Annotated in this window: 14 protein-coding genes; 10 read left to right on the top strand and 4 right to left on the bottom strand. The window is 71.2% G+C overall.

The window, feature by feature from the left end; all coding sequences use genetic code 11:
* Positions 1-23 precede the first annotated feature (23 nt).
* Complete coding sequence (locus AC1MEY_RS06905) at positions 24-404, top strand: VOC family protein (protein ID WP_480229947.1); 381 nt, start codon at positions 24-26, stop codon at positions 402-404.
* 1 nt (position 405) lies between these two features.
* Here AC1MEY_RS06905 and AC1MEY_RS06900 read toward each other — a convergent pair whose 3' ends face one another.
* Together AC1MEY_RS06900 and AC1MEY_RS06895 are read right to left on the bottom strand one after the other, a co-directional pair.
* Positions 406-1,362 carry an LLM class F420-dependent oxidoreductase gene (locus tag AC1MEY_RS06900; RefSeq protein ID WP_480229946.1) on the bottom strand — a complete coding sequence of 319 codons (957 nt, stop codon included), beginning with the start codon at positions 1,360-1,362 and terminating at the stop codon, positions 406-408.
* A gap of 33 nt (positions 1,363-1,395) precedes the next feature.
* Entirely contained in the window at positions 1,396-2,601 is a 1,206-nt protein-coding gene (locus tag AC1MEY_RS06895) for a cytochrome P450 (protein ID WP_480229945.1), read from the bottom strand.
* 155 nt (positions 2,602-2,756) lie between these two features.
* Here AC1MEY_RS06895 and AC1MEY_RS06890 point away from each other — a divergent pair, with 155 nt between their 5' ends.
* Both AC1MEY_RS06890 and pknB read left to right on the top strand, forming a co-directional pair.
* Entirely contained in the window at positions 2,757-3,785 is a 1,029-nt protein-coding gene (locus AC1MEY_RS06890; protein ID WP_480229944.1) for a S1C family serine protease, read from the top strand.
* Between the two features lie 90 nt (positions 3,786-3,875).
* Positions 3,876-5,762: a Stk1 family PASTA domain-containing Ser/Thr kinase gene (pknB, locus tag AC1MEY_RS06885; protein ID WP_480229943.1), complete on the top strand. Its 1,887-nt coding sequence runs from the start codon at positions 3,876-3,878 to the stop codon at positions 5,760-5,762.
* On the opposite strand, the gene AC1MEY_RS06880 is transcribed toward pknB, so the two are convergent.
* Positions 5,740-7,329, bottom strand: a complete 1,590-nt coding sequence (locus tag AC1MEY_RS06880; protein ID WP_480229942.1) for a phospholipase D-like domain-containing protein — start codon at positions 7,327-7,329, stop codon at positions 5,740-5,742. The two genes, pknB and AC1MEY_RS06880, sit on opposite strands and share 23 nt — an antisense overlap.
* Before the next feature lie 278 nt (positions 7,330-7,607).
* Between AC1MEY_RS06880 and AC1MEY_RS06875 the strand changes: the two genes are divergently transcribed.
* From AC1MEY_RS06875 to AC1MEY_RS06865, 3 genes are read left to right on the top strand one after another with little or no spacing between them, the layout of a single operon-like run.
* Positions 7,608-7,853 (top strand): BatC protein, encoded by a 246-nt coding sequence (locus AC1MEY_RS06875; protein ID WP_480229941.1) that lies wholly within the window; start codon positions 7,608-7,610, stop codon positions 7,851-7,853.
* 9 nt (positions 7,854-7,862) lie between these two features.
* Positions 7,863-9,089, top strand: a complete 1,227-nt coding sequence (locus tag AC1MEY_RS06870; protein ID WP_480229940.1) for a cupin domain-containing protein — start codon at positions 7,863-7,865, stop codon at positions 9,087-9,089.
* 13 nt (positions 9,090-9,102) lie between these two features.
* On the top strand, positions 9,103-9,984 hold the full coding sequence (locus AC1MEY_RS06865) for a sucrase ferredoxin (RefSeq protein WP_480229939.1): 882 nt from the start codon (positions 9,103-9,105) through the stop codon (positions 9,982-9,984).
* 4 nt (positions 9,985-9,988) lie between these two features.
* Here the strand turns inward: AC1MEY_RS06865 and AC1MEY_RS06860 are convergent, their stop codons facing one another.
* Positions 9,989-11,173: an FAD-dependent monooxygenase gene (locus AC1MEY_RS06860; RefSeq protein ID WP_480231341.1), complete on the bottom strand. Its 1,185-nt coding sequence runs from the start codon at positions 11,171-11,173 to the stop codon at positions 9,989-9,991.
* 80 nt (positions 11,174-11,253) lie between these two features.
* On the opposite strand from AC1MEY_RS06860, the gene AC1MEY_RS06855 reads away from it, so the two are divergent.
* The 4 genes from AC1MEY_RS06855 to AC1MEY_RS06840 all read left to right on the top strand — a co-directional run bounded on the left by AC1MEY_RS06855 (position 11,254) and on the right by AC1MEY_RS06840 (position 14,639).
* Positions 11,254-11,841: a TetR/AcrR family transcriptional regulator gene (locus AC1MEY_RS06855; RefSeq protein ID WP_480229938.1), complete on the top strand. Its 588-nt coding sequence runs from the start codon at positions 11,254-11,256 to the stop codon at positions 11,839-11,841.
* Positions 11,842-11,881: 40 nt separating this feature from the next.
* Entirely contained in the window at positions 11,882-12,112 is a 231-nt protein-coding gene (locus tag AC1MEY_RS06850) for a deoxyribodipyrimidine photolyase (protein WP_480229937.1), read from the top strand.
* Positions 12,113-12,197: 85 nt separating this feature from the next.
* A complete protein-coding gene (locus tag AC1MEY_RS06845; RefSeq protein WP_480229936.1) occupies positions 12,198-14,183 on the top strand; it encodes an MFS transporter in 1,986 nt (661 codons plus the stop codon).
* 45 nt (positions 14,184-14,228) lie between these two features.
* Positions 14,229-14,639 carry a DUF6319 family protein gene (locus AC1MEY_RS06840; RefSeq protein ID WP_480229935.1) on the top strand — a complete coding sequence of 137 codons (411 nt, stop codon included), beginning with the start codon at positions 14,229-14,231 and terminating at the stop codon, positions 14,637-14,639.
* Positions 14,640-14,726: the final 87 nt, after the last annotated feature.

Raw genomic sequence — 14,726 nt, 5'->3', positions numbered from 1 at the left:
CGCACCCCGGCAATCCCGCGGCCATGATCGGATCACTGCGCACCGTCGTCGTCGACTGCCCCGACCCTCGAGCACTCGCCGACTTCTACGCCGGCCTCATCGGTGGGGACATCGACGCCGACGACTCCGACGACGCCTGGGTGGTGCTGAACGAGCCGTCCGGCACCCGGCTCGCGTTCCAGTCGTCACCGGAGCACCGACCGCCGACCTTCCCCGACGCGCATGCGTCCCAGCAGTTCCACCTCGACGTTGCCGTGGCGGACGTCGACGACGCGGAGCGCCGCGTGCTCGAGCTGGGTGCCCACCGGATCCCGGACGTCGGCGACGAGGTCGACGAGAAGTTCCGGGTCTTCCGGGATCCGGCGGGCCACACCTTCTGTCTGGTCTGGGGCGTCCGGGACTGACTCAGCCCCGCAGCTGCGGCAGCACGTCCTTCTCCCAGCTGGTGAAGAACCCCTCCAGGTCGGGCCCGATCTGCTGCACGTAGACCTCGTCGACGCCCGCGTCGAGGTAGGGCCGGATCTGCTGGGCATGCGCGTCCGGATCGGGTCCGCACGTCACCGATTCGCCGACCTTCTCGCGCGGCACCAGGCTCATCGCGTCGGCGAAGTCCTTCGGCCGCGGCAGCGTCTGGGCGAGCTGCCCCGGCAGGCTCTCGTTGGCCCACAGTCGGTGCGCGGCGTCCAGGCCGGCGTCGGCGTCGCGGTCCCAGCTCACCTTGGTGCCGGCCTGCACCGGCTTGCCGCCGCCACCGGACTCGCGGAAGGTCTTGATCAGGTCGGCGTCGGGCATGGTGGTGCAGAAGCCGTCGCCGATGCGCCCGGCGAGTTCGGCGGCCTGGGTGCCGAAGCCGGACACGTAGATCGGCACCGGCTGCTCGGGCAGGGTGTAGATCCGTGCCTCCTGCACCTCGTAGTGCAGGCCGTGATGACTGATCTCCTTGCCCTCGTGCAGCTTTCGGATCACCTCGAGGGATTCCTCCAGCATCTCCAACCGGATCCCCACCGACGGCCACGGATCGCCGAGCACGTGCTCGTTGAGCGCCTCGCCGCTGCCCACGCCCAGCACGAACCGGCCGTCGAGCTGGACGGCCGCGGTCGCCGCGGCCTGCGCGATGATCGCGGGGTGGATGCGGATGGTCGGACAGGTGACCGCCGTCGTCACGGGGAGCGACGTCGCCTCCGACAGCGCGCCGATCACGCCCCACACGAACGGACTCTGGCCCTGTTCGTCGTTCCAGGGGTGGAAGTGGTCCGAGATCCACAGGGCCTCGAATCCCGCCGCCTCGGCGCGCTTCGCCTGGTCGATGAGTTCCTTGGGACCGAATTGTTCACAGGACAGGAAGTAGCCGATCTTCGCCATGAGCGGTGCAGTACCCGCTCTGGTCCGGCGTATTCAGTCGAGGACGACGCGGAGCCGTTCCCAGCCCCGCACCGTCGACGTCGGGGCGAGCCGGGCCGTCGACTCGTCGATCCCCCAGTCGGGCCACCGGTTCAGCATCTCGTCGAGGGCAACGCGCCCCTCCAGCCGGGCGAGGTTCGCCCCGAGGCAGTAGTGCACGCCCTTGCCGAACGTCAGGTGCGAGATGTCGGTGCGGCGCACGTCGAAGACGTCCGGGTCGGCGTAGCGCCGCGGATCGCGGTTGGCGGCGCCGAACAGCAGCAGGACGGCACTGCCGGCCGGGATCGTCCGGCCGTGGCACTCGACGTCCGCGGCCACGAACCGGCCGACGTGCGGCCCGGTGGGTTCGAACCGCAGCGTCTCGTCGATCGCGCGGTCGAGCAGGGTGCGGTCGCGGTGGACGAGGCGGCGCTGGTCGGGGTGGTCGGCGAGCACCTTGGCGAGCCACCCGATGAGGCGGCCGGTGGTCTCGTTGCCCGCACCGGCGACCACCTGGGTGTAGTGCAGCACCTCGCGTCGGGTCAGCGTGCGGGTGACGCCGTCACCGTCGGTGAACTCGACGTTGAGCAGCGCGGTCATCAGGTCGTCGGAGGGGTTCTTCGACCGCCACTCGACGTAATCGGCGTAGATCCGGCCGTCGGCGATCGCATCGGGGTCCGACACCCGCATCGGTGCGCCGGGCCGAGTGCGTAGGCCGGCGTCGTTCGCGTCGCGCACGGCGATCTGCTCGGATTCCGGTATGCCGAGCAGCATCCCGATCACCCGCATCGGCATCATCGCCGCCAGCTCGGCGATCACGTCGAAGCCGTCCGTCCCGACGTGCGGGTCGAGGCAGCGCACGCAGTAGGCCCGGATCTGATCCTCGATGGCGGCCATCCGGCGCGGCGTGAACACCCGCGACACCAGACCGCGCAGCATCGTGTGCACGGGTGGGTCCTCGAACATCATCACGCCCTCCGGCATGTCGAAGTCCGAGGTGATCAGTTCGAGGATGTCGCTGCGGTCGTTCGAGAACGTCCGCCAATCCGCCAGTGCCCGTTCGACGTCCGCGTGCCGGGAGATGGCCCAGAAGCCGTACCGCTCGTTGTGGTAGACCGGCGCCTCGTCACGCAGCCGCGCGTAGACCGGGTACGGATCCGCGACGATGCCGGTGTCGTAGGGGTCGTAGTACACCTCGGCGCCGGCGGACGTCGTGGTCATGTGGCCTCCCTCGAACCTGAGCGACTGCACAGCACTCGTGGGGGAGCCTAGAGGCCGCCGATCCGCCGCACAGCTGTTTCGGGCTGACGGCTCCGGGGTAGCTCGGCTGCACGCCCGACCTCGGATCACCCGCACCCACCGCAGAGAGGCGGCTCGTGTCCGCACGCAGAATCCTGACCCCGATCATCGCGTTGCTCGGCATGCTCGCGCTCGCCGTGCCGCCGCTCGCCAGCCCCGCGCCGCCCACCGACGTCGCGCTCGCGCCCGTCGACCAGGGCCTGCTGTCCACGCAGGTGGAACCCGGCGTCGCCCGCATCGACACCACCATCCCGTTCCAGGGCGCGCTCGGCGCGGGGACAGGGATCGTGCTCACCCCCGGCGGGGAGGTGCTGACCAACTTCCACGTGGTGCAGGGTGCGGAGACCATCGCCGCCACGGTCGCGGGGCGCCGCTTCGACGCCGACCTCCTCGGCTACGACCGGAGCAACGACATCGCGCTGCTGCAGTTGCGCGGAGCCGGCGACCTGCGGGCCACCCCGCTCGGCAGCGTCGACGACCTGACCGAGGGCGAGTCCGTCGTCGCCCTCGGCAACGCCGACGGCACCGCAGGGCCGCTGACGCGCGAACAGGGCACCGTGACGGGGTTCGGACGCGAGATCACCGCCCGTGACGAGCTGACCGGCAACGCCGAGCAGCTCACCGGTCTCATCGAGTTCGGCGCACCCGTGCGCGCCGGCGACTCCGGCGGACCGCTGGTCGACGACGCCGGCCGCGTCGTCGGGATCACCACGGCCGCCTCCCAGACCTTCCAGATGCAGGCCGGGGGCGAGGGCTTCGCCATCCCGATCGACCGCGCCACCGCCATCGCAGGTCAGATCCGGTCCCGGACCGCCACCGACACCGTGCACATCGGTCCGCCCGCCCTGCTCGGCGTCGGCGTGAGCGCCGCCGGTGCCCGGCCCGGCTCCGGCGTCGTCGCACGCCAGATCATCCGCGGCGGTCCCGCCGATCTGGCCGGTCTGCGCCCCGGGGACCTGATCACCAGCGTGGACGGCGCCCCCGTCGACTCCGGATCGCTGCTGACGTCGGTCCTGGACCGGCGATCCCCAGGTGACACGGTCGACGTGACCTTCGTCGCCGTCGACGGCAGCCAGCGATCAGGACGGGCTACGCTCTCTGCCTGACCTGCGGAGTGGACCTTTCGAGCGGTGATCGGCCATCCTGATACGGACAGCCGAAACATCCGCGGAGGATCCCATCACCACGAACGCTCGATGAGCACCCCGCAACGCCTGTCCGACCGCTACGAACTCGGCGACATCATCGGGTTGGGCGGCATGGCAGAGGTGCACCTCGCCCGCGACCTCCGGCTCCACCGCGACGTCGCGGTCAAGGTGCTGCGCGTGGACCTCGCCCGCGACCCGCAATTCCAGCTGCGGTTCAAGCGCGAGGCCAAGAACGCCGCCGCGCTGAACCATCCCGCGATCGTCGCCGTGCACGACACCGGGGACGCCCAGACCTCCCACGGGCTACTCCCCTACATCGTGATGGAGTACGTCGACGGCGTGACGCTGCGCGACATCGTGCGCACCGACGGCCCGGTGGCCCCGCGGCGCGCCATCGAGATCATCGCCGACGTGTGTCAGGCCCTGAACTTCAGCCACCAGCACGGCATCATCCACCGCGACGTCAAGCCCGCCAACATCATGATCAGCAAGACCGGCGCGGTGAAGGTCATGGACTTCGGCATCGCCCGCGCCCTGTCGGATGCGGGCAACAGCCTCACCTCGACGGCGACCGTCATCGGCACCGCGCAGTACCTCTCGCCCGAGCAGGCGCACGGCGAGCCCGTCGACGCCCGCTCCGACGTCTACTCGCTCGGCTGCGTGCTCTACGAACTGCTCACCGGCGACCCGCCGTTCACCGGCGACTCCCCGATCGCGGTGGCCTACCAGCACGTCCGGGTGGAACCCACCCCGCCGTCGCAGCGGCGCCCCGGCATCAGCCCGGCGCTGGACGCCGTGGTGCTCAAGGCGCTGGCCAAGAAGGCCGACAAGCGCTACCAGAACGCAGCGGAGATGCGCGCCGACCTGATCCGGGTGCACGGCGGTGAGTCGCCCAAGGCGCTCGCCGACCCCCAGCCCCGGCAGACCTCCACCGCACGGCACGCCGCCGACACCCAACCGCGGGAACGGGATTCGACCGCGGTCCACGACACGCAGCCCGCGCCGCGACCGCCGGACGAACCGCCCCGGCGGTCGTCCACCCGCCGGCGGTCCATCGTCGCGGTCGCACTCCTCGCGGTGCTCGCCGTCGTCGCCGCCGTCTCGATCACCGTGTTCGGCGGGGTCGAGGACCAACGCGTGCCCGACGTCGGGGGCCGCACCGAGGCCGCCGCCGTCGCCGAGTTGCGCAGCCGTGGCTTCGACACGCGCTCCGAGGAGCAGACCGACGCGAACGTGCCGCGCGGCACCGTGATCGACACCGAGCCCGCCGCCGACGCCCAGGCCGGGTCGGGCGACGAGATCGTCGTGAACGTGTCGTCGGGTCCCCCGCAGCTGCAGATTCCCGACGTGAAGGACCTGACGCCCGCCGACGCCGAGAACCGGCTGCGCCAGGCGGGTTTCGAGAACCTGACCCGCACCACCGACCAGTCCACGCCCGAGATGAAGGACCGAGTGCTGTCCACCAGCCCGCCCGCGGGCTCGTCGACGGGCAACACCACCCGCGTCGAGATCGTCGTGGGCGGGGGCCCGGACAGCAAGCCGGTGCCCGACGTGAAGCGCCGGCCCGCCGAGGTCGCCGAGGAGATCCTGCGCGCCGACGGGTTCACGTCCCCGTTCCGGGTCGGCGTCGACAGCCCGCTGCCCGTCGGCGAGGTGGTCGACACCAGCCCGCCCGCGGGCCAGCTCGCCGCCGTCGACAGCGTGATCCAGATCCAGGTGTCGCTGGCCAATCAGTTCGTCATGCCGGACCTGCGGAACCAGTTCTGGGACGAGGCGCAGCAACGCCTGCTGAGCATGGGCTGGACCGGCGGCATGGACCGCGGCCCGGACGTGACGGGCGGCGACGCCAACCGCGCCAGGGTGGTCGCCCAGGATCCCCCCGCGGGCGCGGGCGTCGCCTTCGGCGGCAAGGTCACGTTGAGCTTCGGGTCCTGACCTCGCCGTCGTCCTCGTCGCCGTCTGATTGCTGCACGTCGTCGCTGCCCGGGACGGGTTCGAGTCCGCCCTTGGCGAGTTCGACGCCCACCGACGCCGGCCGGAACCGTCGCTCGGTCAGTCCCTCGATGAGCCGGGCGAAACTGCGCGTCAACGATTTCGGGACGTGGTCGGGGTCCATCAGGTCGTTCTCCGCCAGCGGGCTGCCCTCGTCGGCCACCGTGCGGCCCGTGAACGGCCGCAGCGTGCGCCCACTGCTGCGCAGCGTCTCGACCGTCGTCAGGAACGACCCGTTGAGCGCGAGTTCGTCGGAGAACTCCGCCACCGGCACCCCCAGGTGCTCGGTGACGAGGCGGTTGCGCAGCGTCGAGATCTCGCGGCGGACGTCGTCCTCCCGGTCGCTGCCCGGCTCGACCTCCAGCGCGACGTCGCACTCGCTGTCGAAGCCCATGGAGCGGTTGTTGAGGTTCGACGAGCCGATGCGCAGCAACCGGTCGTCGATCACCATGACCTTCGAGTGCACGTACACCGGGGTGCCGCCGTCGGTCACCGGCCAGTAGACGCCGAACCTGCCATGCTCGTCGGCCTCCCACAGCAGGTGCAGCAGCAGCTGCCGGGCGCTGTCCATCGACTCCTGCTCCAGGCGACTCTCCGAGCTGCGCGGCAGGACGACGACGATCTCGGGCCCGTCCGGCTCCCGCAGCCGCTCCGCGAGCGCCTCGGCCAGCCGCCGCGAGGCCAGGTACTGGTTCTCCAGGTAGATGGTGTCGCGGGCCGCCGCGATCGCGGCCAGGTTCAGCGCCTCGACCTCGCGCACCTCGTCGCGGTCCTCGAAGGTCGGCAGGGTCCGGGCGATCGCCACGTCGACGTCGGGCAGCGTCGGCGACAGGTCCCGCGGCCACACCACGTGCCGCGCCTCGATCTCTTCGAGCTGCTGCCCGGTCGCCCACTCCCACCGGTCGCGGGCGTGCTCGCCCAGCGCACGGGCCGCGGCGCCGTCCACCCCGAGCCCCACCTCGTGGCGCGGACCGTGGGTGCGGCCGCCGATCTTGCGCGTCTCGTCGTCGTCGGCGTGCTCGGGGGTGTCCCAGCGGTCGAGCGTGAAGTCGAGACCACCGCACAGCGCGAAGGAGTCGTCCACGACGACGATCTTCTGATGGTGCACCGACCCCACCGGATGCGCGGGATCGATCGCGAGGTGCAAGCGCTTGCTGCTGATCCGGTTCATCAGCGACACCGGCGTCACGCCGAACCAGAAGTCGTCGAACGCAGGCAGCAACTTCAGGTTCGACTTGAGTAGGTAGATCTCCAGCGCAGGCCGCTTCCAGACGATCCACTGCAGGAAGGCGCCCAGCTGATTGGGACCGGGAAGTGTTGTGGCGCCACGCTCGAACGGCGTCCTGGCGTCGAAGTCCCAGCCGACGAGCACGATTCGGTGCTGGGCCCGCAGCATCGCCGCCTTTGCGTGTCGGAAGTAGTCCGCCGCGTCGATGATGCAGGCGAATTGGTCCGCTCGGTCGACCCGCCAGCAGGTCTCGCCGGGGGTCAGGATCGGATCAACGCTCACGGTCGACCCACTCACATCGTGGTGTGGCGGGGCACGGACATGGAGTGAGTGAACCACACCCCCGGCGGCGGACAGCTACTCCGTAACGGACGTCACGGTACCGCTGGTACCGCCAACTGCGCGTCGGCGTCACACACGTGCCACCCGATCGACGTTTGGCGGCATCCGCTGGTGGGCAAATCGTCGGTGCACAGTGCTGCGGCCACTCGTTGGCAGCCCACGCAGATTCCCACCGTGCGCACCAAGCTGCCACGGCAGCTCGACGAAGGGATTGCACCATGGCACTCGACGACGACGACATCACCACCTCCGGCGCGGGCGGCGAAGGACCCGCCGACGGCGGCTCCAACCCCGGCGGCCACGACGGCGGCGCGGACGGCTCGGCCGGTGGCGAGGGACCTGCCGACGGCGGCTCGAACCCCGAGGGCCACGACGGCGGAGCCGACGGCAGCGCCGGTGAAGGCCCGGCCGACGGTGGCTCCAACCCCGACGGCCACGACGGCGGAGCCGACGGCACCGCTTAAATAGTCGTCATGCTGAGTCGCTGCATCGCCGCCGATCCTCGCGACTTCGCGGTGCAGCACTGGGGCCGCACGCCGCTGCTCAGCCGGTCCGGTGCGCTACCCCGCGACTTCGCCGATCTCCTGTCGCCCACTGCGGTCGACGAACTGATCGCCGAGCGCGGGGTACGCGCACCGTTCATCCGGATGGCCAGGTCTGGCCAACTCCTCGCCAAGGACTGCTACCTCGGTCCCGCCGGGTTCGGCGCCGAAATGCCCGACCAGGTCGACTCCGCGGGCGTGCTGGCACAGTTCGCGACGGGCTCGACGATCGTGCTGCAGGGATTGCACCGCCTGTGGCCGCCCGTCATCGACTTCGTCCGCGGCATGGTCGACGACCTCGGCCACCCCGTGCAGGCCAACGCCTACGTGACGCCCCGCGGCAGCCGCGGCTTCGACCCGCACTACGACGTGCACGACGTCTTCGTCCTCCAGGTGTCCGGGCAGAAGCGCTGGATCGTGCACGAGCCGGTGCATCCCGACCCGCTGCCGTCCCAACCGTGGACGGACCACCGCGACGCCGTCGAACGCCGGGCTGCCGGCGAACCGGTGATCGACGCGGTGCTGTCGGCCGGCGATACCCTCTACCTCCCGCGCGGCTGGCTGCACTCCGCCGAGGCGCTGGACACCACCTCGATCCACCTGACGATCGGCGTGTCCACGGTGACCGGCCTCGACGTGGTGCGGGAGATCGTCGACTCGCTGGCCGCCGTCGAGGACCTGCGCCGGTCGCTGCCGATGGGGATCGACCTCACCGACCACGACGAGATGGTCGCCACCGCGTCGAAGCTGATGGCCGAACTGGTCACCACCCTGCGCGACCGCAGCACCGAATTCGGCGAGCACGCCGCGACGCGCCTGTCCCGGCGGCACGCCGACCGCACCCGCCCCGTCGCAGTCCGGCCGCTGGCCACACTCGACGCGATCGACGCGATGGGCTCGGCGACCTTCCGCTGGCGCCACGGTCTGGTGGCCACCGTCGACGAAGCGGACGGCCGCGTGCACCTGCGCCTGGCGGATCGGACCATCTCGTTTCCGGACTACTGCGCGTCCGCCGTCCGCGCGCTGCACGCCGGGTCGGCCGCGGGGCCGACGTCACTGCCCGGACTCGACACCGCGGACGCGACGGTGCTGCTGCGCAGGCTGCTGCGCGAGGCCGTCGTCGTCCCCGCGGCGGGACGGTCGGCGACCACGGGATGACGGCGGTTCTCGAATGACGGAAGCGAAGCGGCCGCGGTGCAGCGATCAGTCGCTGCTGCGCGACGACCCCATGTACGGCACCGCGTCGGCCGGCCACTCGTGGGCGATGCTCGAATTGAGCGGCGCCTGGGGACATTCGGCGTTCCTGGGCTCCCCCTCGATCGTCGATCCCCAACTCGGGCGGTCGATCGCCCGGCACTTCGAGACCGCGGGCATGCGCATCGCCGCCATCCGCCGACCCGGCAAGCGCGACACCACGCCGCGATGGCGCTGGTTCATCGCCCACTCCGACGAGGGCCGCGAAGCGCTGTGGACCGGCGAGGTCGGCGGACCGGAGGAGTATCTCGAGTTGGCGCCCGACGGGTCGGACGGCCGACCGTGCCCGGATCCGCTGGTCGCGATCTGCGCGCACGGCAGGCACGACCAGTGCTGCGCGGTGCGGGGACGTGGCGCCTGCGCGGCGATCGCCGCCGACTATCCCGACATCACCTGGGAGTGTTCGCATCTGGGCGGTGACCGGTTCGCCGCGACGATGCTGGTGCTGCCCGAGGGGCTCTGCTACGGCCGGGTCGACTCCGCCGACTCGGCGGACCTGATCCGGCTGTACTTCGACGGGCGACTGCACAACGGCTTCCTGCGGGGACGGACGTCGTTGCCGCACGCGGTGCAGGCGGCGCAGTACTTCGCCCGTGAGGCGACGGGCGAGGACCGCATCCACGCCCTGTCGCCGCTGGACGTGGCGCACGACGACGGTCGGATCACCGTGCGGCTGCGCGGCCGGTCCGGTCCCGTCGACGTGGTGCTGACCGAGAAGATGTCCGATCCGCTGCTGTCGATGTGTTCGGCGAAGGTCGAGGGCAGCGTCCGGACGTTCGTCTTCGAGTCGATGAGCTGACCGGCTAGCGCGACGCCGTCGCGTACGACAGCGCTTCCGCCGCAACGGCTTCCGCGTCGTGAGTGTTGATCTGGATGCTGTCGTAGATGACCTTGAGCCGGTCGGCCTGCTGCGCCGGCGTCACGTCGGTCGACCGGTAGAGAGCGCCCGCCTCGCGCGCCCGGGACCGCACCAGCCGCGTCCGGTCGCGGCGCAGCGACTCGTACAGCGCCAACCGGTCCGGGACGTCCCGCGGCCCCGCGTCGGCCAGTGTCACGGCGAGCGTGATCGCGTCCTCGATCGCCTGGTTCGCGCCCTGCCCCAGGTGCGGCGTGACGGCGTGGGCGGAGTCGCCGAGCAGCGTGACGTGCCCGGCCGACCAGCGGTCGAGGGGCTCGCGGTCGTAGATCCCCCACCGGAACGTCTCGTCCATCGCGTCGATCACGCGCAGCACGCGATCGTCCCAGCCGCGGTAGGCGAGCGCGAGTTCCGCGACGTCGCCCGGTGCGGTCCAGGATTCCTCGACGTCGAGGGTGGTCGGTACGAAGGCGACGAGGTTCATCAGCCGCCCCGACGAGACGGGGTAGAGCAGGAAGCTCTGGCCGGGGCCGAGCCACATGGCGCTGACGTCCATGTCCACCACGCCGCGGACGCGTTCGGCGGGCAGCAGACCGCGGTAGGCCATGACGCCCTCGGACACCGGGCCCGCGGGATCGGTCACCGCGCCCTGCAGTCGCGAGTGGATGCCGTCGGCGCCCACCACCACGTCGGCCTCCACGGCACTGCCGTCGGCGAACTCGATCCGTGCCGCGTCCGGCGTCTGGACGACCCTCGTGCACCGGCGGCCCATCTGGAGAGCTGCGGACGGCAGCGCCTGGGACAGCACCCGCTGGAACTCACCGCGGTGCAGGAACCAGGTGCGCTCCGGGTCGCCGAGGGACAGTTCGGCGGGATCGGCGGGAAGTGCGTCACCGGTCGACGTGCGATAGGCGTAGGCCGAGACGCGACCTGCCACGGCATCGATCGCGTCACCGAGTCCGAGTTCGGTGAGTACGCGAGATCCGTTGGTGGCGATGGCCACACCGGCACCGAGCGCCTTCAGTTCGTGGGCCTGTTCGTAGACCGTGGCGTCGACGCCGCGGGCGCGCAGGGCGATCGCGGCGGTCAGCCCGCCGATGCCGGCACCAACGATTGCTACCCGTAGGGACATGGTCACGCCTCCGTGTTTCTCGTTCGTGTACCGATCGGCACACCATTGACCGTACGTGTACCGATCGGTACGGTAAAGGCGTGCCACGACCACCGGACGCCGACAAGCGCGCCGAACTCCTCCGCGCGATCGTCGACCATCTCGAGCAGACCGGGATCGACGACCTCTCGCTCGCCCCGTTGGCCGAGGCCGTCGGGACCAGCAAGCGCATGCTGCTCTACTACTTCGGCGACCGTGGCGGACTCATCGCGCAGGCCATGGAGTTCAGCCGGCCCGACGTCGGGCAGATGTTCGCGGGCGTCGACGGCCGCGAACGGCTCGCCGCGGCGGCCCGGGACCTGTGGCACGCGCTGACCCGCGACGCCCAGCGCCACCGGGTGCGCCTGCTGCTGCAGGTGCTCGCCCTGTCCACCACAGCACCCGAGACCTACGGCCCCTACGGCCGCCGAGCGGTCGAGGTGGTGCTGGACCCGATCTCGACGGCCTTCCGCGATGCGGGATTCCCGCCGAGCGACGCCGCGAGCCGCGCGACCCTCGTCGTGTCCGGGATGCGCGGACTGTGCCAGGACCTGCTGGTGACGGCCGACCGCACCCGCGTCGACGAGGCCGCCGAACTCCTGGTGCACGCCGCGGTGTTCGTGGACACCCCACCGACGATTGACAGCTAACTCCCAGCGCGAAAACACGATTCGCGGGTAACCAACGGTCATGATTCACGACCTCGTCCTCGCCGCCAGCCAACAGCCCGAGGCCGCGGGCTTCATCCTGCGGGGCATCAAGGGCATCTTCGTCGCGATCGGCAGTGTCATCGCGGCCATCATCTGCGCCGTCGTCGCCGCCACCAAGGGCCGCAGCGCACTTGGCTGGGGACTACTCGGGCTGTTCTTCTCGATCATCACGCTCATCGTGGTGATCGTGATCCCGTCGAAGAAGCGGTGACGACCGCCACGTCCCGGGATGGAATCATCCGGCTCGAACGGGTGTTGCCGCAGAGCGTGTCCCAGCCCCAGAAAGCTCCGCGCTGATGCGCCAGGGCCCCCTCGCCGGCCGCTACCCCGCCGTCGCCGCGATGGTCACCTTCGCGCTCATCCCGTACCTGGCGCTGTCCGCGGCGGTCGATCCGCTGGTGCCGATCATCACCGAGTCGCTGCACATGAGCGAACAGACGATGACCCTGAGTTCAGGACTGGGGAACGCCGCCTACGCCGTGGGCACCGTGCTGGCCGTCCAATTCGCCCAACACCTTCCGCAGCGCCGCATGCTGCTCTCGTACGCCGTACTGCTGGTCGTCGGATCGGTGACCGCCGCCGCGGCCCCGAACGCGCCGGCCTTCATCGTCGGCCACGTCCTGCAGGGCCTGGCCACCAGCATGCTGCTGATCGCCGCCGCGCCGCCGTTGACCATCGGCTTCCCGCGGGACAAGCTCCGCATCACCGCGGTCATCATGAACATGTGCGTGTTCGGCGCCGTGGCGCTCGGACCGTTCATCGGTGGCGCGCAGGCGGAGTCGAACGCGTGGCGTCCGCTGTTCTGGATCGTCGCGGGGATCGCCGGCCTGGCGCTGGTGCTCGCCGTCCTCACGTTCGAGGATGCGCCGCCCGCCGACCGTGACGCCCCGCGCGACCTGCCCGCCATCGCGCTGGCGGCCGTCGGCTGCACCGCGGCCTTCGTGGGTGCCGCGCAGCTGACGAGCCACGACTTCTCCGACCTGGCCGTGACGGTGCCGATGCTGGGTGGCCTCGCGCTCATCGTCGTGCTGATCGTGTACCAGTTCCGGGCCCGCCGCCCGCTGCTGACCGTGCGGACGATGCTCACCAGCGCGATCCCGGTCGCCGGCGTCGGCGTCGCACTGTTCGCCGCCGCCGCGTCGGTCGCGGCCACCGTGCTCACCGCAGCGGTGTTCCTGCAGACCTACAGCCCGGTGCACGTCGGACTGCTCTACCTGCCCGAACTCGGCGGCGCCGTGATCATGGCCTTCGTGTTCGGCTTCGTCATCTCGCGCCGCGCCATCCACTACCTGCCACTGGTGGGCATGTTCCTGCTCGCGGCCGGAATCGTCGTGTTCCGGTTCGCGCTGCCGGCCAACCAGCCACTGGCGCTGCTCGGTTCGACGCTGACGGGCCTGGCGCTCGGCGCCACCGTCGCGCCCGCGCTCTTCGTCGCGGGCTTCTCGCTGAAGTCGAACAGCCTGCAGCGGGTTTTCGCGATCATCGAACTGCTCAGGGCCGTCGCGGCGTTCATGGTGGCGCCGATCTTCGTGCACTTCGCCACCCGCGTGTCCGGCGACCTCGTCGAGGGCACCGGCATCGCGCTGTGGATCGGCTTCGGGCTCGCCATCGTCGGTGCCGTCTTCGGCGTCGCGGTGTACGCGCTCAGCGGGGCCCGCCCCCAGACCCCGGACCTCGACGAGTTCCTCGACGGCGACGAACCGGCCTGGTACTCGCCGCCGCTGTTCGCACGGCTCCGCCCCAACGCGTCGGCGGAACCGCCCGCGCCCGCAGCGCATCCCGATTCGGCGCCCACCCCTCGGCAGCCCGCACCCCACCGTGCCGGACGCGTGCTGTTCGCCTATGACGGATCGGACCGCGCCGCTCGTGCGATCACCCACGCCGTCGGTCGCGTCCCGAGCGGCGATGCGGTGGTGGTGTGCGTGTGGCAGCCCGTCGACGTCGGCTTCACCCCCACCGACGACCGGCACTTCGACGCCGACCGCGCCAGCGAGGTCCGCGCGGCCGCCGAGCGGACCGCGGCGCACGGCGCGTCACTCGCGCGCGACGCGGGCTTCGACGCGACCGGCGTCGCCGTCGAGGCGACGCCCACGTGGAAGGGCATCGTCGCCGCCGCCGAGGACCACGACGCCGCCGTGATCGTGCTCGGACCGCACCGGCGCGCCGGCCTCCTCGGACACCTGCAGGGCAGCGTCGCGTCCGCGGTCGCCGCCCACACGGAGGTCCCGATCCTCCTCGTCCCGGAGTCCGAGACGTCGGAAGTGCCTGCGACGCAGCGGTAGTTGGTGGCGTCGGGCAGCCGTCGAACGTGTGTTCTAATGTTCGGCATGACCGACATCCTGACCGAGGCACCGATCACCGACCTCGTCGCGGAAGCCCCCGCCGAGTCCGCTGCCCCCGCCACCGAGGCCCCCGTCCCCGCCGCCGAGGTGAAGCCCAAGCGGGGCCCGGCCAAGAAGTCGGCCGGACGGACCAAGACCGTCGAGCTGACCCTCACCGTCACCGGCACCGCCGATGGCGAGTGGCGCGCAGAGCTGCGGCACGGCAGCACCTTCCTGGCCCGTGACGTCGCCGTGGCGGCCGCCGCGGTGTCCCGGGCGGCCAAGGAGCTGCACGAGGACCTGGCGACGCCGCTCGACGCCGTCATCGAGGAGGCACGGTCGCAGCAGGCCGCCAGGGTCGCGGCTCTGGAGGCCGAACTCGAGGCTGCCCGACAGGCACTCGCCAACCTGGAGTGAGTCGGCCGGCGGGAGGTCGCTCGCGCCGAACGTGCACTGGTGGCGAGAAATTGGCCGATTCGTCGCCATGGCGTCACGCTCGGCGGG

It is taken from the genome of Mycobacterium sp. PTI7, assembly GCF_056679845.1.
Note: the sequence above shows the minus strand (reverse complement) of the source record. Positions and strands in the feature narration are given on the sequence as shown.